The organism is Paenibacillus sp. N3/727 (genome assembly GCF_022637315.1).
Lineage (GTDB): Bacteria > Bacillota > Bacilli > Paenibacillales > Paenibacillaceae > Paenibacillus_AQ > Paenibacillus_AQ uliginis.
Window position 1 is genome coordinate 939,729 of record NZ_CP093336.1, and the last position, 17,680, is coordinate 957,408.

Genomic DNA, 17,680 nt, shown 5'->3' on the forward strand with positions numbered 1-17,680 from the left:
GGATCATATTAAGTTTAGCTGTACCAGTATATTATTCAGGCATAGGTCCGTCGGGAGATTGCAGCTTTCCGAGGAATGTGGACACTCGGCGTAAATACTCGCGTGGATATTCCCGGAATATGAGTTCATGACGTGAGCCCTCGACAATCCACGAATCGGAATCGGGATGGGTCTGGTTGGCCGCAATTTTTTCCGCGATCGGATAAGGCGCTTTGTCATCTTTCGTACCGTGTATGAATAGCGTCGGGAACGGATAGTCGTTCTTTTTAACTTCCGTGTAAGGAATTTGGTCGAGACTCGTGCCGTTCAAGACAGGAAACAACAGCTCCAATATTTCGAGTGACGGATGGCGGGGCAGATCAATCTGGTTTTTAATGTTGTGATACAGGGTGTCAGGTTCCAGCAAAAAAGAGCTGTCGAGTATCATTGCATCGACATCCTTGGTTTCCAAACCAGCCTGTAAAGCCGTTCCTGCTCCCATGGAGAAACCCCAGACGACGATTTGCTTCGCACCACGCTGCTTGGCCAGTTGAATGGCACCGAGAAGCTGCCGTTTCTCTTCTTTACCTCCAGTAGCAACCTCTTTGCTGGTCTGGGATGCAAAACCATAATCGAACATGAGCACATTAAAGTTCAGATTGTGCGCGTAGTGGGCAAGGTCGTACATCGGAATCCACGTTTCCTCACGATTGGCTCCGTAACCATGGCTAAATACGATCGTTCGCGAGGAGTTTTCCGTAGGAATGTACCAGCCGCTCATATTCTTTTTCCCGTCGATTGAAGGGAAAAGCACATTCTCATATTCCATATCCTTCGCAAGTTTCGGGTTGGAGTAGAGGGGGGCAACGGTAGGATTCGACAAAACCCAGGCGATATAGGCATGCAGAGCTATGAAGCAAAATACGAGAAAGAACACGACTGACAGAATGAGAGCAAGCAAAATATGTTTGAACCGGATCATACGGGTAGAAAGACCGGTCGTTGTATCGTTCATTTGGGAGAGTGGGGCGTTATTACCAGTGACCATGCTCATGAGTGGCCCCTCCTTACCATGAATTCTTTCATTAAAATGAAAATTTTTAAATTATATTTATCGTATGCCGGGACGAGATCAAAGTCAATGTAAATTAGGAGATTGTTAGACAAATGTAAAATGAGGAATTTCAGTTTACTTCCCGTCTTTTTTCTCATATAATTCTTGTAACCAGGTTTCATGTGATGAAACACGAGAGGAGGAAACCGGGTATGGAAGATCGCAAATTAACGGTGCGTGCCGTTGAACGGGCGCTTGATATATTAATGTGTTTTACAAAGAATCATGAATTGGCTTTAACGGAAATTTCCTCTCTCATTGGACTGCATAAAAGTACGGTACATCGACTGATGACCACTCTGGAGGAAAAAGGATTTGTCGTTCGGGACAGTCGAACGGACAAATACCGGCTAGGGATGAAAATATGGGAGCTGTCAACGCATTTATCGCACAGTGACGATCCGGCGGTATTGCTGCTGCCCGCCATGGAATCGCTTCGCGATCGGCTGGGGGAAACAGTAAGCCTGTATCTCCGGGATGGTGCGGAACGTATCCGTATACAGGCCGTACAAAGCAATCAGGCGATACGCCGGGTTGCCCAGGTGGGTACACGACTGCCGCTATCGGTAGGAGCATCCAGCAAAGTGCTGGTGGCTTATGCGTCTCCTTCGGACCAGGAAGAGCTGCTCAACTTGCCGAATTGGCCTGATGTGGTGGACAAGGAGCAGTACCGCCGTCAATTGGTTGAAATTGTGGAGAAGGGCTATGCGATAAGTATTGAGGAACGCGAGCCTGGCGCAGCGGCTGTATCCGTTCCGATCATAGACCGGAGCGGTAAAATTGCGGCGGCGTTGTCGATGTCAGGGCCGGTTAACCGTTTGTCCGCAGAGACGCTACGTGAATATGCCCCGGTGCTCAAGGAAGCGGCAAGAGAAATGGGCCTGATGATTTGATGATTCAGGAAACAAAACAACCGGACTTCCATATTTGGATGTCCGGTTGTTTGTTTTAACGGTTAATATCACACTTGTTCATAATGAACGAGATTTGATTCTCCATCCGGTTTATTCGTTCCTGAGTTTCCGTATCTTCTGCACCCAGGCCCCGAAGGGCTGCCAGCTCCTGCTTGAGCTGATGAAGGTCGTCTCCAGCCCGGGAGCAGTCATAATTACTTTCGAGGTTCTCCAGCATATCCAATCCTCCTTCATTCCATTATTTATACTCTTTCCCTATTATGGAGGATTCACCTCAACTTATTCATTGCCCCCAAGGTCTGACTAAACTACACTAGCTTCCTCCGAATTGCTCCCGAAATCATATCAATCACGGTAATCATAATGATGATTCCGAGCAAAATGATTCCGACGCGGTCCCAGTTGCGGGAGCTCAATGCGAAGATCAACGGAGTTCCGATGCCCCCTGCGCCGATCACACCGAGAATCGTTGCGGAGCGCAGATTAATCTCAAACCGGTATAACGTGTACGACAAAAAACCAGGCAGGACTTGGGGGATGACGGCAAACCAAAGGATTTGTAGACGGCTTGCTCCTGAGGCGATCAGCGCCTCTGTGGGACCATTGTCCATGTTCTCCACCTCGTCGGCAAACAGCTTCCCGAGCATCCCGACGGAATGTAGTCCGAGGGCTAACACGCCTGCAAAGGATCCGGGTCCCACTGCCTTGATGAACAGAATTGCCATGATGATTTCCGGGAAGGTTCGAATAAAGCTTAGAACCAGCTTACCCGATCCGGACACCCACTTTGACCGGCTCATATTGACTGCGGCCCAGAAGGCGAACGGAATACAGAGCACCGTAGAAATGATAGTGCCTAAAATAGAAATCGCCAGTGTGTCCAGCAGTCCTCGGAGCAAGTCCTCGCCATCAGGCAAGTAAACGTAATCCCAGTCAGGCGAGAAGATGCCGGACATAATCGCTGCTGTAATTTGACCTGCCGTTTCTTTGATTCCCGTATACGGGATGCCGGCAAAGGCCCAAATGTAAATTGCAGCAAGGAGTACATAGATAAGCCATCGATAACGGCTTTTTTTCGGTTTCAGTACAATTTCATTCCAGGATTTCGTCATAACAATTTCTCCCGCATCTTCGTGCTTATATAATCGATGATCAGAACGACAGCTAGTGTGAAAATAATAATCATGCACGTCTTGTCGTATTCCAGAAATCCTAACGTGACTTCATAATAATGGCCGATGCCCCCGGCGCCGACCAGGCCGAGAATCGCGGCCGCCCGAACGTTGATTTCGAATGTGTAGAGGACGAACGAGATGAAGTGAGCCTGAATCTGCGGAATAACGCCGTAAACGATACGCTGCACGGAGTTGGCACCGACAGAGGTCATCGCTTCCAGAGGTCCGCGATCAATGGTCTCCAGCGCTTCATAAGTGAGCTTGGCAATCAAGCCTAACGAGAACACAGATAGAGCGAATATGCCAGGTAAAGGTCCGAGCCCGAAAATGGCCACAAATATCGCGGCCAAGAGCAAATCCGGGATCGTCCGGATGAGATTTAATATAAGACGGACCGGGTGATGAACCCACTTGCTCTTTGTCAAATTGCTTGCGCACAGAAGGGCGACCGGAACGGCTGCAATCGCGCCGAGTGTCGTGCCCACTAACGCCATGCGGATCGTTTCCAGCATGGCGTCCAGGATATTGTCGAAGTAACTCCACTTCGGCGGGAACATTTCCTTGAGGAGATCCAGCATATTGGGTACTCCCTCGACAAGTTCCTTAATTGTGGCGTCCGTCTGAACGGCGCTTCCCCATAGCAGCAGAAGAATGACGGCCGCGGTCAAATAATGCTTCAGCTTGCTTGGGGCTTGAGGGCGTTCCGATTCCATCTTGATATTCATAGAATGGGTTCTCCCAACAATTCGTCCTGCTTCAGGGGGCGTCCGTAAATTTCCGCAAAACGCTCATCCGTCGCTTCCGATACGGGGCCGTCGAATACAACCTTCCCTGCCCGAAGGCCGATAATCCGCGTGGCGTATTGACGGGCTAAATCAACAAAGTGCAAATTCACGATCGTCGTGATGTCGAACTCCAGATTGATCCGTTTCAAGTCATCCATGACCTGCGTTGTGGTTAGGGGGTCCAAAGAAGCTACGGGTTCATCGGCTAAGATGTATTTGGCTTCCTGTGCCAGAACGCGGGCGATCGCTACACGCTGCTGCTGTCCGCCGGAGAGCTCGTCAGCTCGCGAATAGGCCTTCTCAACGATATTGACGCGGTCCAGTGCCTGAAAAGCCAAGTCGATATCCTTCTTCGGAAACAGTCCAAGCACCGTGCGCAGGGTAGAGTGATAACCGACGCGGCCCGCGAGTACATTGCGAAGTACGGTGGTGCGCTTGACCAGGTTGAAGCTCTGGAAGATCATGCCGATATCCCGGCGAATCTTCCGTAGCGGTTTGCCGGATGCTTTTGTTATGGATTTTCCGTCAATGAGGATGTCGCCTTCGGTAATGTCATGAAGGCGGTTCATGGAGCGTAGCAAAGTTGACTTGCCAGCACCCGACAGTCCGACAATGGCTACAAATTCCCCTTTGTCTATCGTCAGATTGATCTGGTTCAGCCCCTTTGTCCCATTGGGATATACCTTGGATACATTGCGCATCTCTATCACGTAAACACCATTCCTTTATGCATTATCGTAAAAAATAGCATAGCCAGCCACAGTGCAGATAGCACTCTGACTGGCTCTTCAAAAATACCCATCATCAACCTCGATTCCTCAATGCGATGAGGGGCCGGGTTCGTCAGACTATTCGGTCTTGACCTTCTCGCCATATTCACGGACGATTTCGAAGATACTGTCCTCCGATTTCACATAGCCCTCGTGCGTATAAATATCGGCAATAATGGCGTGGCCTTCGGTGTCCTTGCCGATCTCAATGAAGGCGTTTTGGAGCTTCTCGATCCATTCTGGGCTCATATCGGAGCGAACGGTAACGGTATCATTCGGAATTTTCTCGGTATAAGTCAGGACGCGAGTATCCTCAAAAACGTTCGGATAGTCGTTCTTCACGATATTCCGTGCATCCTGGAAAATCGCGGCTGCATCTACATCGCCGTTCAATACAGCGAGAACGCCTTGGTCATGGCCTTTTACGGTGATGGCTTCTACGTCTTTCAACGGGTCCAGTCCGGCCTCGATCAGCTCCCCAGCAGGCCATACATAACCTGCGGATGAGGTCACGTTCTGGTAGGCGATTTTTTTGCCCTTCAGATCGGCAACGGTCTTGATTTCGGAGTCTTTCTTTACGATGATCATCGCTTTGTAGAAGTCGACCAGCCCATCTGTTGGCTCACCGGTCTCATCTTTTACTCCATAGCGTTGGGCTTGAAGGATTACTTCTGCGGCGCCTTTTTCTTTAGCAAGGACATAAGCGGTTGGAGGAAGGAAGCCGACATCGACTTTTTTGGAAGCCATCGCTTCGATAATCGTGTTATAGTCGGTCGACACGCTCACTTTTACCGGTATGCCAAGCCGGTCGGACAGCAGCTTTTCCAATGGTTTGGCCTTGGCTTCAAGCGTATCCGCATTTTGGGAAGGGACAAACTGTACGGTGAGCTTTTCGGGAACGTAACCGGTGTCCGTCGTTGTTGCGTTATTCGAGGCGTTATCTTGCGGTTTGTCTTGAGCGGAGTTTGCCGCGCTATTATTAGCGGCCGCTTCTTTAGTGGTGCTGCTGGCCGGGGAGTTAGTCCCGCAACCGCTTATGACTGCGATGGATAAGAACAGGGGCATAACGAACTTCGCGATTTTTCTCAAACGATATGACCTCCACACATTCTATTTTTCATTACTTATATAACTATAAAAACAGTTTATTAATCTGTTGTTATCCGAATGATAATTTTTTGTAAAAGCATGTAATTTTAATATAAAACTTGATTTTACTTGATAAACTTTAAGAGTCCGGTAAGAAGGCTGGTCTAAACTAGGAATAAGGGAGTGCAGATATGGAGGATAACCATCAGATTACGTGCGAAATACTGGTTACAAGCGATATTCATGGGCATATATATCCGACGGATTACCGGACTCGCGAGGAGCGGAACTTCGGTCTAGCCAAAATAGCAACGATGATTCGTGCAGAACGGCTACGGGCGCCGGAGCTGCTGCTAGTGGACAATGGAGATTTGATTCAAGGGACTCCGCTCGCTGCATACGCATTGAAACATAGGGACGGTGTGTATCCTGCGGTAACCGTTCTTAATGAGCTACATTATAATGCTGCCGTGCTGGGGAATCATGAATTTAACTATGGAATGGATTTGCTGAAGCGGGTGATCGGCGAATCGGATTTTCCTTGGCTGTCAGCAGGAATTGTGGATTCGGAGACGGGTGAGCCTGCTTTTGGTAAACCGTATATTGTAAAGGTTGTAGGAAACGAAGTTAAAGTAGCGATTCTGGGCGTGACGACGCATTATATCCCTCACTGGGAGAATCCGGCACATATTCAGGGCCTGCAATTCAGAGATGCTCTAGAAACGGTCAGGGCCTGGGTCCCCCGCATTAGGCGAGAAGAACAGCCGGACCTGCTGGTGGTCACTTACCACGGCGGATTTGAACGCGAATTGCTTACCGGCGACCCAGCGAAGAGATTGACCAGTGAGAATCAGGCATACGTGATGTGCATGGAAGTTGACGGCATCGATGTGCTGATCACTGGACACCAGCATCGGCTTTTAGCTGGTCAGGCAGGGGGAGTTACTATCGTGCAACCGGGTTGCAACGGACAAGCGCTCGGCAGGATTACAGTTGATTTTGCCAGAAAGGCCGAGGGTGGATGGAGAATACAGGAGAAGAGGGCGGAACTGCTTATCCCTGATGAGACGGTAGAGGCGGATGATACGGTGTTAGAACTGACACGTGAGATCGAGACCGAGACGCAGGACTGGCTCGATCGGCCGATAGGTCATGTGATCGGCGATCTGACGATATCCGACCCGCTGGCCTGCCGATCTGCCGATCACCCTTTCATTGAGTTTGTAAACAAGGTGCAAATGGATGTGGCGGGGGTGGAGGTATCGAATACGGCACTGCTGAATAACGAGTCGGCGGGGTTCGGGCCCGTGATTACGATGAGGGATGTCTTAACGAACTTCATGTACCCGAATACGCTGACTGTATTGAGGCTAACCGGCAGGGATATCCGGGCGGCGCTGGAGCAGACCGCCGCTTACTTCATGCTTGATTCGGGCGGACGACTGGGTGTGAGTCCGGCTTACTTAGAGCCGAAGGCGCAGCATTACAATTACGATATGTGGGAAGGCATCGAATATGAATTGGACGTCTCCAGGCCAATCGGCCGGCGAGTAGTCAAGCTAAGCCGGGGCGGGGCAGCGCTCACGGAAGAGATGGAACTTGATGTTGTCATGAACAATTACCGTGCCGGAGGGGGTGGGGATTACGACATGTACAATGGGAAGCCAGTCATAAGGGAGATTCAAATTGATATGTCTGATCTGGTAACCGACTATATAGTGAAGCAGGGGACCATAACTGCAACATGCAATTCCAACTGGAGAGTGATCGCGGGGCGGTGACCGGTATCACAGGTACGGTTAACGGTAAATATTAACGTTTCGTTTTTTTTCATTCATTTGTTGTTTCAGAATTTCATGAAAGGTAATGCGCTTCTTCCCAGTCTGTTCCCTCTTGATGGTATTAACGGTTTGCGGCCGCGGGTACTGGTGATGGAACGGTGTCATTGTATGTATAGTCAGCATGTGACAATCCTCCTAATGCCGGGATTTGTATAGATATACCGGATTTGAATAAATGATTTTTTACATTTTAACCACCTGCGATGAGTTTTGAAACGTTTTTTACCAAAAAGGGGAGAAAAGTCTTAGCAAATACAAAGATCCCCACCTTCCTGAAAAGAAGATGGGGATTTTTCACTAAGGCTAAAGCGCCGGTCGTGTGTGTTATTTCTGGTTATTTGCGATCATCTGACGAAGCACCGTTTGCAGGATACCACCGTTATGGTAGTAGTCCACATCGACCATGCTGTCCAGACGAGCAATGACAGGGATTTCGAAACGAGTGCCGTCTTCGCGGGTGGCGACAACGATCAGCTCTTGACCCGGCTTCACGTTGTTGTCCAGGCCGAGAACATCAAATGTCTCACGTCCGTTCAGCCCAAGGTTCTGCCATCCATGTCCTTCCTGGAACTGAAGTGGCAGAACACCCATGCCTACAAGGTTGGAACGGTGAATCCGCTCGAAGCTTTCTGCCAGTACAGCTTTGACGCCAAGCAGGTAGGTACCTTTTGCCGCCCAGTCACGGGAGCTGCCTGTACCGTACTCTTTACCCGCAATAACGATCAGATTCTGACCGCCATCTTGGTAGTTCATCGAAGCGTCGTAGATGGACATCACTTCGTCGGTTGGCAGGTAAGTCGTCACGCCGCCTTCTGTACCTGGAGCAACCTGGTTGCGGATCCGGATGTTAGCGAAAGTACCGCGCATCATGACTTCGTGATTACCACGGCGGGAACCGTAGGAGTTGAAGTCTTTACGTGCAACACCGCGTTCGTTCAGGTAAACGCCTGCTGGGCTGTTCACTGCAATGTTACCGGCCGGAGAGATATGATCCGTTGTTACGGAATCACTCAGCAAAGCAAGTACACGAGCTTCGCGGATATCTTGAATATCGTTCAGGCCGTTTCCAAGATCTTCGAAGAACGGAGGATTCTGAATGTAGGTGGATTGGTTATCCCACTCATACAGCTCGCCTTCTGGTACAGGAATCGCGTTCCAGCGCTCGTTGGCAGTAAATACGTTCGCGTATTTGCTGCGGAATGCATCCGCGCTTACGGATTGGCCGATCGCTTCGCGGATTTCCGCACTTGTTGGCCAGATATCCTTCAAATATACCGGTTCATTGTTCGGATCGTAGCCGATTGGATCGTTCTGCAGATCGATGTTTACCGTACCAGCCAGCGCGTAAGCTACGACGAGCGGCGGCGAACCCAGGTAGTTAGCTTTGACCTGTGCGTGAACACGACCTTCAAAGTTACGGTTACCGGAGAGTACAGCCGCAACAGTCATGTCATTATCTGTGATAGCCTGGCTGACTTCGTCCGGAAGCGGACCGGAGTTACCGATACAAGTTGCACAGCCATAGCCGGCAACGTAGAAGCCGAGTGCTTCCAGATAATGCAGAAGGCCTGCCTTCTCCAAGTAGTCTGTAACAACAAGAGAGCCTGGGGTCAAGCTGCTCTTCACGTAGCCTGGTTTTTTCAGACCACGCTCAACCGCTTTTTTCGCTAGGAGACCTGCACCCAGCATAACGCTCGGGTTGGATGTGTTAGTACAGCTCGTGATCGCTGCAATAACAACCGCGCCGGCTCCCATTTCACTAGTTGTGCCGTCTTTATGGCTAACAGTTACTTTCTGCTCGATTTTCTCATCGCTTAGACCGTAACCGCCTTTATCGATCGGGGTACGGATAATGTCGTTAAAGTTGTCTTTCATATTCGTGAGCTCAATACGGTCCTGTGGCCGTTTAGGACCAGCCAAGCTTGGTACAACCGAAGCCAGATCCAGCTCGATAACATCTGTAAATTCCGGATCAGCTGTTTCAGCTGTGCGGAACATATTCTGTGCTTTATAGTAAGTTTCCACGAGTTCAACCTGATCATCAGGGCGGCCCGTATTCCGGAGATATGCGAGTGTCTCGTCGTCAACCGGGAAGAAGCCGATGGTAGCACCATATTCTGGAGCCATGTTCGCTACGGTCGCACGGTCAGCCAGACTGATATTGGCCAGGCCCGGGCCATAGAATTCAACGAATTTGCCGACAACGCCTTTTTTGCGGAGCATTTGAGTAACGGTCAGAGCCAGGTCGGTTGCTGTAGCGCCTTCTGCCAGACTGCCTGTCAGCTTAAAGCCAATAACCTCAGGTGTTACGAAATAAAGTGGTTGTCCGAGCATACCAGCTTCCGCCTCAATGCCGCCGACACCCCAGCCAACAACGCCGAGACCGTTGATCATGGTCGTATGGGAGTCTGTACCCACGAGGGAATCTGGGAAGACAAGTGTTTCGCCATCAACCGTCTTCGTTGCTGCTACGGATGCGAGATACTCCAGGTTAACTTGGTGAACGATACCCGTTCCCGGAGGAACAGCACGAAAGTTATTGAATGCAGTTTGAGCCCAGCGAAGGAAGCGATAGCGCTCTTCGTTACGCTCGAATTCTACTTTCATATTATATTCGAGAGCTTGGTCGGTACCGAAAGCGTCAACCATAACCGAGTGGTCGATAACGAGATCAACAGGTACGAGTGGATTGATCTGCTTCGGATCTCCGCCGGATTTTTTAACCGTATCACGCATGGCTGCAAGGTCTACAACGACCGGTACACCGGTGAAATCCTGCAATACGATACGGGCCGGAATGAATGGGATTTCTTTATTGCTGTCCAGTCCTTCATTCCATTTGGAGAGTTGCTTCACATGTTCTTCCGTAATTGCACGTCCATCAAATTGGCGGACAGCCGCTTCAAGCAATACCCGAATGGAGAATGGAAGCTTCGATACACTGCCATGTCCTTGCTCTTCCAGAGCCTGCAAGCTGAAATAACGGTAATTTTTCCCGCCCACCTCAAGCGTTCGGGAGATCGAAAATTGGTCCTTAACTGACATAGATGAACCTCCTTGAGTCATATCGATTTTTTCACAGTCGTTTCATTAGGTGAAACACAATTTCAAAATTTAACTTACTTTAAGTATAACGTTTACAAGTTCTGACGTAAAGCATTTTTTGCAGGAAATAACGCATTTCCACGAGCTTATTTATGCCCAATTTTCCAGCTGTTTACGGGCGAAAAGCTCGGTTCATAGCGGGGCCTGTTTCTTCATATAATGTGTTATGTATATCTTCCCGGGATGATGACGGCGATGGAAAGTCCGGAAAGGGGCGAAGAAGATGGTGAAAACGAAAGAAGCACAGCGACCTTGGAAAAATGCTTTGTATACTTATGTGGATCAATATAACCAGAGCCGGGTGGATTACGGATCGGGCCTGAGAGAACAAATCGTGACCGATCTCGATTATCTGATGGAGCGGGGAGAAAGGCAGTTCCGCATTCAGGCCTGGTACGCCGAGCGGGAGGTAATTCCCCAGAAGAGCGAGACAAGAGCGAAGCTCCACCGCATCCTTCGGGAGACGGAGGACGATGTTGTAGCGGATGTCCGCCTGCACACGGTGTTCTTTTATGAAAAAAGAGGCGTGACTCATCGGGAAGACACCATCAGCCAGGAACGGTTGACGGTTGTACGCGACGGTGACGCCTGGCTTATTGTTGGCGTGGAGCGGATTGAAGATGAACGACATCCTTTGAATGAGCCTGATAGAGAATTTAATGCCCATCATGAAGCCACAGGTCCCGTTCCTTCCATACCTTTGATCAACAATGGAGTTTATGCAGCAGGAACCCATTCACGCACAGGCCGTTACGAACGGGAAGCGGCTGCCTCATACGCTGATAAGTGGTGGGATTCGGGCAACCCGGAGTTTACGACATTTGCTGTGGATTGCACGAATTATATCTCTCAATGCCTCTTTGCAGGCAAAGCCCCAATCCACTATACTGGTAAAAGAGAAACGGGATGGTGGTACAAGGGTTATGTGAACAGCCGGGAATGGTGGAGCTACAGCTGGGCGGTTTCGAACAGCTTCGCTCGGTATTTGAACACCAGTACTTCCGGTTTAAGAGCGGAAATGGTGGAGCGTCCGGAGCAGCTGATGCTCGGGGATGTCATCGTCTATGATTGGGATGGAGACGGAGCATTTCAGCACAGTACGATCGTTACGGCATTTGATGCCGGTGGTATGCCGCTTGTGAACGCTCATACGGTCAGCAGCAAGCACCGTTACTGGGATTATCGTGACTCGTATGCCTGGAATGATAATACCATGTACCGTTTTTACCATATACCCGATTACTTTTAGCGTGACAGCATGATATGCTACAATTCGTAAAAAAGAGAGGTTTCGCATGGGACAGGACAAATTAACGGTAGGATTAGTATATGGCGGTAAATCGGGAGAACATGAGGTTTCGCTTTCGACGGCCTTTGCGGTCATGAACGCCTTCGATTTTGATAAATACGAAATTATTCCTTTCTATATTACTAAACAGGGAACGTGGAGAATCGGCGGCAAGCTCGCTGCACCGTTCTCAGATGCCTCAGAGCTGAAGCTTGAGGACGGAGAAGGTACACAAGCTGCGCTCAATGCGGTCTTCAGCAGACTGTACGGTAACGAGGAAACAGCGGTTGATATTATGTTCCCGCTTCTTCACGGCACCTTTGGTGAGGACGGCACGATTCAGGGACTATTCGAGATGGCGGATGTTCCTTATGTCGGAACGGGTGTACTTGCTTCAGCGGCGGGCATGGATAAAGGAGTCATGAAGAAGCTGTTTGCACAAGCGGACCTGCCGCAGTGCAAATATTGCTATTTCAACCGATCCCAGTGGGAGCGGAGCAGTCATGAACTGCTGCAGCGTATGGAGGACGAACTTGGTTATCCTTGCTTTGTAAAACCGGCTAATCTGGGCTCAAGCGTCGGAATTTCGAAAGCGAGAGATGCTGAGGAACTGAGAAGCGCGATTGAGACAGCACTGCGTTTTGATAACAAAATTATTGTGGAAGAATTTGTGGATGCTCGCGAGGTTGAAGTCAGCGTACTTGGCAATGACGAGCCAATGGCTTCGGTACCGGGTGAGATTGTCTCTTCCAGTGAATACTATGATTATGCGGCAAAATACACGGATGGACAGTCAGAGATGCTCATTCCTGCTCCGGTGGAGCCGGATACGGCTGATCAGCTGCGGGAACTTGCCATTACGGCATTCAAAGCTATTGAAGGCAATGGTATTACGCGGGCTGACTTCTTTATTCGGCGCTCGGATAGTGCTATTCTTATTAATGAAGTGAATACAATGCCGGGCTTTACACCTTACAGTATGTATCCGCTGCTCTGGAGAGAGACTGGCGTATCTTACCGCGAACTGCTTGACCGGATGATTGATCTGGGACTCGAGCGGCATAACCGCAAGCAGGCATTGGTTTACGAGAATGAAGCTTAAGAAACGAAATGTAAGTATTATAGTGCGTGTTCAAAAAGGTCGGTTTTCAGCACCGAGAAGGTTGGATGAAGCTAGGGACTGAGGAGCGGAGCGTACGTTTTGGGTACGTGAGCACCGGAAGGACCGGCTGAATTCAAGATTCGATGCCGAGCCCACTTCCTGATTCACTTCGTGATCAAAAGCGGATTTTTTGAACAACCTCTTATAGTAAGTGAATACCAAGGGGAGTCCGCGCATATCACGGCTCCCCTTGATTCTAATCTTTTATATCGGAAAGGGAGGCTGGCGAATGGGATTTCAAACCGAGTTCAACTCCGTTTGTAAGTTTAAGAATGAGCAGGAGCTTTACGAGCTTCTGGAATACGGACGGGGAAAAATGCTGAAGGAAGGGCTTCGTGTTTTTCCAGCAGGACAAAAGGTGATTGCCTATACCCCTGACAACAAAGCGGTTGCGATTGTATTGATCACGGCCAGTGTGGCAGAGATCAACTTTCAGGGCCGTGAAGTGACTTCTGTCGAGCTGCAGCTTGTACGCAAACTGACCGACGAGGAGTCTAAAGTGCAGACGGATCTGGCTTACGAAATGTTTTTCGGAAATCAGGCATGATTGTAAGGTTCGGATATGTGGCCATGTCCACGGTCGTTCAGAATTGTTCGCCCTCCAAGACGATGACGATGAAGAGTTTCATAAAGCTGGATGACCGTGAGGCGGCGATCCGGAAACTGGAGCGTCTGGCTGCCGAGAATCTGCACAATACGCTGCGTCTGCTAAAACATAATCTCGCTCATGATATTCAAGTCTACCGTATGACATCTAAATTCATTCCTCTCGGTACACACAGAGATCTTAGCGATTGGGACCCATATCCTGCACTTAAAGAAGGATTTGCCGAAGTTGGCCAGTTTGTGAAGCAGCACGGTATGAGGGTTTCTTTCCACCCGGATCATTTTACCGTGCTAAGCACGCCCCGGCCGGAGGTGCTCGATAATTCCATACGAGATTTGAGACATCATACGAACATGCTGATGGCGATGGGGCTAAGCGCATCTATGAAGAACAATATTCATATCGGTGGCGCGTATGGGGACAAGCCTTCTGCGGCCGCAAGGTTTGAAGAGCATTTTCAGCTATTGGATCAGAATATTAAGGAACGTCTTACGCTGGAAAATGACGACAAGACGTTTAATGCTCTGGAGACGCTCGATGTATGTCGGAAATTGGGACTGCCGATGGTGCTCGATATTCACCACCAGTGGGTGAACAATGAGGGGGAAGCTCCTTGGGAGCTGTGGCCCGAAATTCTCCCTACATGGGACACGCCTTTGGCACAAGCTGGTTCTGAACCGGATCACCCTTTGCCTCCGAAGATTCATGTGTCCAGCCCGAAAAGTCCTACCGATATCCGAAGTCACGCAGATGGTGTGGATGTTGTGCCGCTGCTGTCTTTTTTGAGAAAAATCGCTGGAGTTACGCAGCATCTTGATGTGATGATCGAAGCAAAACTGAAAGACGGCGCCTTGTTCGGGTTAATGAAGGATCTATCGCGCTATGAGAACGACGGGGTTAGAGTGGTGAACGGTGCCTCTGTTGAAATCACTACCTAAGGCTTCAGGACCCAATCTGCCCGACTTGCATCGGAGATGGAATTACGGTAACGTTTGAAATATAGAGGATTGGTGAAGGTTCGTTCTTGGCAGGCTCTGAAAAGCGCAGCACGGAACGGACTTTTATTGAATTGAAGCACAATTTGAAACAAAGGCATTATTGGAGAAACATGCCCTTACTTCTCACGTATAAGATGAATAGGATAATATAAATCTCTTAATTAAGATTCATATAGAAAGTAGAGTGAATGCATTGAATAAAAAAGAAAAGGTACCTTATGTGGTAACCAGCAAAAGTTATACTGCCGTTGCGATCAACTGTGCTGCAAAAGCAGGGGAATGGATCAAGAGCAGGATTGGAACCGTAAAACAGCTCAGCACTAAAACCTCTGCTCAAGATTTGGTAACCGAGGTGGACAAAGGTGCGGAGCAGATGATCCGCAAGCTGATTTTGACCCATTTTCCGGAACATGCCATTTTGGGTGAAGAGGGTGTTGAACCGGGAGCAGAGGCTTCCATGAAAGCACTGGAAGCTGCGAAAGAAGAACCTTATTTGTGGATTGTTGATCCGATTGATGGGACAACTAATTATGTTCATGGATTTCCTTTTTATTCGGTATCGATTGCACTGGCTCACAAAGGCGAAGTTATCGTTGGTGTTGTATACGATCCGTCACGTGACGAGTTGTTTATTGCAGAAAAAGGGAAAGGGGCATATGTCCACGGGAATCCTACCCTGGTCTCCAAGGAATCGTCGTTATCCCAAAGCCTGCTCGCTACCGGCTTCCCGATGGATACATCATTTAATTTACCGCAAAACATGGCTGGACTTCAGGCGCTTCTTCCGAAGGTTCGTAATGTGCGTGGAGGCGGATCTGCTGCTCTTCATATGGCGTATGTTGCCGCAGGCCGTCTGAGCGGTTACTGGGAACTCGGATTGAATGCTTGGGATGTCGCTGCTGGTGCTCTGCTCATCCAGGAATCGGGCGGAAAGGTAACTGATACCGAAGGCCGGCCTTACGATCTAGCTGTCCGTAACGTTGTAGCCACAAACGGAGCTATACATGAAGGCTTGCTGGATACGTTATCCGAGGCAGAAGCGACAGGATTCAGGAAAGACTAGATCAAGACGTAAAGAAGTAAAAGAGAAGATTTGTGATTTGTACCCTCTACCACAACAGATAAAGGAGTGTCTGTGATGAATGATAAGCGGGATCAGGATTTGGAGCGGCAGCTCAGTGAACTGTTGACGGATGGTGAAATGGAATCGAAGAACAAGGAGGAGGAGGGCCGTCGCCTCATTCCACCAAAGTATGAGGTTCGTGTTCAAACGACGCTGGATCCGATTGTAGAGGAAACCCGTAAGTACCGTAGCATCGCCAAGGAGATGGATGACCGGTATGACAAATACATGGAGCGGGCAGGCGGTAATAATGACGGTTCGTCAGATTCCGGTAGCAGCACATAGACGATAATCACCGAAAAAGCAGTTCCCTTCAGGGGACTGCTTTATTAATTTCTATTTTCGGCATTGTGAAATGGATATGGTAAAATAGACATGTTGGATATTTTAGCCAAAGGGGTGTAATAATGCTGCAAGTTTGGAAAAAGGGTTTGGCTCCAGTCACCATCATCATGCTGATGGCTGTGCTGTTATTGGGACCATGGGCGGTAGCGCCAGCGTCTGCTCAGGAGCAGCAGTTAACGAAAAACGATAATACATACCGCATCGTTTCTTTAGGAGACTCGCTTACGGTAGGTTATGAACCGGGGATGGACATTAACTGGAAGCCTTACGGTTTCGTAGATCGACTGCTGGAGCAGGGATTGTACCATAGCCGCACGGAAGTCGTTAATCTTGGTATAAACGGCCTTAAGACAGATGGGCTTCATCAATATGTTCAAGCCATTTTTGATGAACGCGCGATTTCAGCAAATGATATCCAGAGCGAATTGAAGGATCCCCGTGCTGCTATTATCGGCTCAGAAGCTGCTCAGGCCAAAACGCTGATAGCCGGTGCGGATGTCATTACAGTGACTATAGGCGGCAATGATATGCTGGAACTGGTAATGACAGCAGACACGTTAAGCACGGAGGAGCTTAAGACCCGTGTTGAGCAGGTGCTGAAGGTGTATTCTGACAATGTAACTGCCGCGGTAAATAATCTACACAGCATTAACCCTGATGCAGTGATCGTATTGGCGGATCAGTATCAGCCGATTCCGAAAATAGCGGATAAAGTTGTTTATCCGAAGCTGCTGGAAGCTGCAGAACAGTTTACCAAACTGATTGATGGAATGACAGAATCTTTTAACAAGAACGGTATAACCGTTAAAGTGGCGCATGTGGCTAAGGAGTTTGTCGGGTCTGAAATGACGATGACTCATATTTTGAAGGAAGATATTCATCCGAATCAGTACGGTTATGAAGTCATGGCACGTGTTTTCTCGGAAACAATCTGGGGCGGTTATACCAAACCTGTTGTATATGAAGCAGAGCAGCCGATGGGGATTATCGTCAGCGGTAAGGAGATCAAGACGCCTTACAAACCGGTGATGGTCAAAAATCAAAATTTCGTAGCTATTCAAGATATCGTAAATGCTATCGGAGCAGAGAGCAAGTGGAGCAACAAAACTTCCAGTGCGACCATCACCTACGGTGACAAAGAAGTCGTGATCAAGATTGGATCAAAGTCTGTCAAGGTGAATGGAACTCCTGTGAGCATCGATACACCAGCCTTTTTACACAAGGTAGGCAAAGAGCAGAAGACGTACGTTCCTCTGGCCGTATTGGCTTCGGGGCTTGGCTTTGACGTTCAGTATAATCCAAAGCTTAGAACTGTCTTTATTAATCCGTAATAAACATTTTCTTTAGTACAATGGGCCATCTAAGTAAAAAAAGAGCTGTACCTA

Annotated in this window: 17 protein-coding genes; 9 read left to right on the forward strand and 8 right to left on the reverse strand. The window is 49.0% G+C overall.

What is annotated here, in order from left to right:
* Positions 1 to 31: 31 nt before the first annotated feature.
* The gene (locus MNQ98_RS04215) at positions 32 to 1,033 is read right to left on the reverse strand and encodes an alpha/beta hydrolase (RefSeq protein ID WP_241932057.1); all 1,002 of its coding nucleotides are present in this window, start codon (positions 1,031 to 1,033) and stop codon (positions 32 to 34) included.
* Between the two features lie 212 nt (positions 1,034 to 1,245).
* Here MNQ98_RS04215 and MNQ98_RS04220 point away from each other — a divergent pair, with 212 nt between their 5' ends.
* A complete protein-coding gene (locus MNQ98_RS04220; protein WP_241932058.1) occupies positions 1,246 to 1,986 on the forward strand; it encodes an IclR family transcriptional regulator in 741 nt (246 codons plus the stop codon).
* A 55-nt stretch (positions 1,987 to 2,041) separates the two neighbouring features.
* Here MNQ98_RS04220 and MNQ98_RS04225 read toward each other — a convergent pair whose 3' ends face one another.
* The 5 genes from MNQ98_RS04225 to MNQ98_RS04245 all read right to left on the reverse strand — a co-directional run bounded on the left by MNQ98_RS04225 (position 2,042) and on the right by MNQ98_RS04245 (position 5,802).
* Complete coding sequence (locus tag MNQ98_RS04225; RefSeq protein WP_241932059.1) at positions 2,042 to 2,224, reverse strand: DUF2524 domain-containing protein; 183 nt, start codon at positions 2,222 to 2,224, stop codon at positions 2,042 to 2,044.
* Between the two features lie 91 nt (positions 2,225 to 2,315).
* Entirely contained in the window at positions 2,316 to 3,119 is an 804-nt protein-coding gene (gene phnE, locus MNQ98_RS04230; protein ID WP_241932060.1) for a phosphonate ABC transporter, permease protein PhnE, read from the reverse strand.
* Positions 3,116 to 3,907: a phosphonate ABC transporter, permease protein PhnE gene (gene phnE, locus MNQ98_RS04235; RefSeq protein ID WP_241932061.1), complete on the reverse strand. Its 792-nt coding sequence runs from the start codon at positions 3,905 to 3,907 to the stop codon at positions 3,116 to 3,118. Before phnE (MNQ98_RS04235) ends, phnE (MNQ98_RS04230) begins: the two co-directional genes overlap by 4 nt.
* A complete protein-coding gene (gene phnC / locus MNQ98_RS04240; RefSeq protein ID WP_241932062.1) occupies positions 3,904 to 4,677 on the reverse strand; it encodes a phosphonate ABC transporter ATP-binding protein in 774 nt (257 codons plus the stop codon). Before phnC ends, phnE (MNQ98_RS04235) begins: the two co-directional genes overlap by 4 nt.
* A gap of 138 nt (positions 4,678 to 4,815) precedes the next feature.
* Positions 4,816 to 5,802, reverse strand: coding sequence for a phosphate/phosphite/phosphonate ABC transporter substrate-binding protein (locus MNQ98_RS04245; protein WP_481856757.1), 987 nt, complete (start codon positions 5,800 to 5,802; stop codon positions 4,816 to 4,818).
* 215 nt (positions 5,803 to 6,017) lie between these two features.
* Here MNQ98_RS04245 and MNQ98_RS04250 point away from each other — a divergent pair, with 215 nt between their 5' ends.
* Positions 6,018 to 7,607: a bifunctional metallophosphatase/5'-nucleotidase gene (locus MNQ98_RS04250; RefSeq protein ID WP_241932063.1), complete on the forward strand. Its 1,590-nt coding sequence runs from the start codon at positions 6,018 to 6,020 to the stop codon at positions 7,605 to 7,607.
* An 18-nt stretch (positions 7,608 to 7,625) separates the two neighbouring features.
* Here MNQ98_RS04250 and MNQ98_RS04255 read toward each other — a convergent pair whose 3' ends face one another.
* Positions 7,626 to 7,790 (reverse strand): hypothetical protein, encoded by a 165-nt coding sequence (locus tag MNQ98_RS04255; RefSeq protein WP_241932064.1) that lies wholly within the window; start codon positions 7,788 to 7,790, stop codon positions 7,626 to 7,628.
* Between the two features lie 201 nt (positions 7,791 to 7,991).
* Positions 7,992 to 10,712, reverse strand: coding sequence for an aconitate hydratase AcnA (gene acnA, locus MNQ98_RS04260; protein ID WP_241932065.1), 2,721 nt, complete (start codon positions 10,710 to 10,712; stop codon positions 7,992 to 7,994).
* Between the two features lie 283 nt (positions 10,713 to 10,995).
* Here acnA and MNQ98_RS04265 point away from each other — a divergent pair, with 283 nt between their 5' ends.
* The 7 genes from MNQ98_RS04265 (at position 10,996) to MNQ98_RS04295 (ending at position 17,626) form a co-directional block, all read left to right on the forward strand.
* Entirely contained in the window at positions 10,996 to 12,021 is a 1,026-nt protein-coding gene (locus MNQ98_RS04265; RefSeq protein ID WP_241932066.1) for an amidase domain-containing protein, read from the forward strand.
* 46 nt (positions 12,022 to 12,067) lie between these two features.
* The gene (locus MNQ98_RS04270) at positions 12,068 to 13,162 is read left to right on the forward strand and encodes a D-alanine--D-alanine ligase (protein ID WP_241932067.1); all 1,095 of its coding nucleotides are present in this window, start codon (positions 12,068 to 12,070) and stop codon (positions 13,160 to 13,162) included.
* Between the two features lie 289 nt (positions 13,163 to 13,451).
* A complete protein-coding gene (locus tag MNQ98_RS04275; protein ID WP_208915810.1) occupies positions 13,452 to 13,769 on the forward strand; it encodes a hypothetical protein in 318 nt (105 codons plus the stop codon).
* Positions 13,766 to 14,767: a UV DNA damage repair endonuclease UvsE gene (gene uvsE, locus MNQ98_RS04280; protein WP_241932068.1), complete on the forward strand. Its 1,002-nt coding sequence runs from the start codon at positions 13,766 to 13,768 to the stop codon at positions 14,765 to 14,767. Before MNQ98_RS04275 ends, uvsE begins: the two co-directional genes overlap by 4 nt.
* 253 nt (positions 14,768 to 15,020) lie before the next feature.
* Complete coding sequence (locus MNQ98_RS04285) at positions 15,021 to 15,890, forward strand: inositol monophosphatase family protein (RefSeq protein WP_481856722.1); 870 nt, start codon at positions 15,021 to 15,023, stop codon at positions 15,888 to 15,890.
* A 75-nt stretch (positions 15,891 to 15,965) separates the two neighbouring features.
* Positions 15,966 to 16,235 (forward strand): hypothetical protein, encoded by a 270-nt coding sequence (locus tag MNQ98_RS04290; RefSeq protein ID WP_208915807.1) that lies wholly within the window; start codon positions 15,966 to 15,968, stop codon positions 16,233 to 16,235.
* A 122-nt stretch (positions 16,236 to 16,357) separates the two neighbouring features.
* Entirely contained in the window at positions 16,358 to 17,626 is a 1,269-nt protein-coding gene (locus MNQ98_RS04295; protein ID WP_241932070.1) for a stalk domain-containing protein, read from the forward strand.
* Positions 17,627 to 17,680 lie beyond the last annotated feature (54 nt).

What these genes read in the sequence shown, in the direction of transcription:
- MNQ98_RS04255 (WP_241932064.1), bottom strand. Translation starts at nt 7,790, where the DNA reads ATGCTGACTATACATACAATGACACCGTTCCATCACCAGTACCCGCGG.
- MNQ98_RS04270 (WP_241932067.1), top strand. Translation starts at nt 12,068, where the DNA reads ATGGGACAGGACAAATTAACGGTAGGATTAGTATATGGCGGTAAATCG.
- MNQ98_RS04265 (WP_241932066.1), top strand. Translation starts at nt 10,996, where the DNA reads ATGGTGAAAACGAAAGAAGCACAGCGACCTTGGAAAAATGCTTTGTAT.
- MNQ98_RS04245 (WP_481856757.1), bottom strand. Translation starts at nt 5,802, where the DNA reads ATGCCCCTGTTCTTATCCATCGCAGTCATAAGCGGTTGCGGGACTAAC.
- phnE (WP_241932060.1), bottom strand. Translation starts at nt 3,119, where the DNA reads ATGACGAAATCCTGGAATGAAATTGTACTGAAACCGAAAAAAAGCCGT.
- MNQ98_RS04225 (WP_241932059.1), bottom strand. Translation starts at nt 2,224, where the DNA reads ATGCTGGAGAACCTCGAAAGTAATTATGACTGCTCCCGGGCTGGAGAC.
- phnE (WP_241932061.1), bottom strand. Translation starts at nt 3,907, where the DNA reads ATGAATATCAAGATGGAATCGGAACGCCCTCAAGCCCCAAGCAAGCTG.
- MNQ98_RS04290 (WP_208915807.1), top strand. Translation starts at nt 15,966, where the DNA reads ATGAATGATAAGCGGGATCAGGATTTGGAGCGGCAGCTCAGTGAACTG.
- MNQ98_RS04220 (WP_241932058.1), top strand. Translation starts at nt 1,246, where the DNA reads ATGGAAGATCGCAAATTAACGGTGCGTGCCGTTGAACGGGCGCTTGAT.
- uvsE (WP_241932068.1), top strand. Translation starts at nt 13,766, where the DNA reads ATGATTGTAAGGTTCGGATATGTGGCCATGTCCACGGTCGTTCAGAAT.
- MNQ98_RS04215 (WP_241932057.1), bottom strand. Translation starts at nt 1,033, where the DNA reads ATGAGCATGGTCACTGGTAATAACGCCCCACTCTCCCAAATGAACGAT.
- MNQ98_RS04250 (WP_241932063.1), top strand. Translation starts at nt 6,018, where the DNA reads ATGGAGGATAACCATCAGATTACGTGCGAAATACTGGTTACAAGCGAT.
- MNQ98_RS04275 (WP_208915810.1), top strand. Translation starts at nt 13,452, where the DNA reads ATGGGATTTCAAACCGAGTTCAACTCCGTTTGTAAGTTTAAGAATGAG.
- MNQ98_RS04295 (WP_241932070.1), top strand. Translation starts at nt 16,358, where the DNA reads ATGCTGCAAGTTTGGAAAAAGGGTTTGGCTCCAGTCACCATCATCATG.
- acnA (WP_241932065.1), bottom strand. Translation starts at nt 10,712, where the DNA reads ATGTCAGTTAAGGACCAATTTTCGATCTCCCGAACGCTTGAGGTGGGC.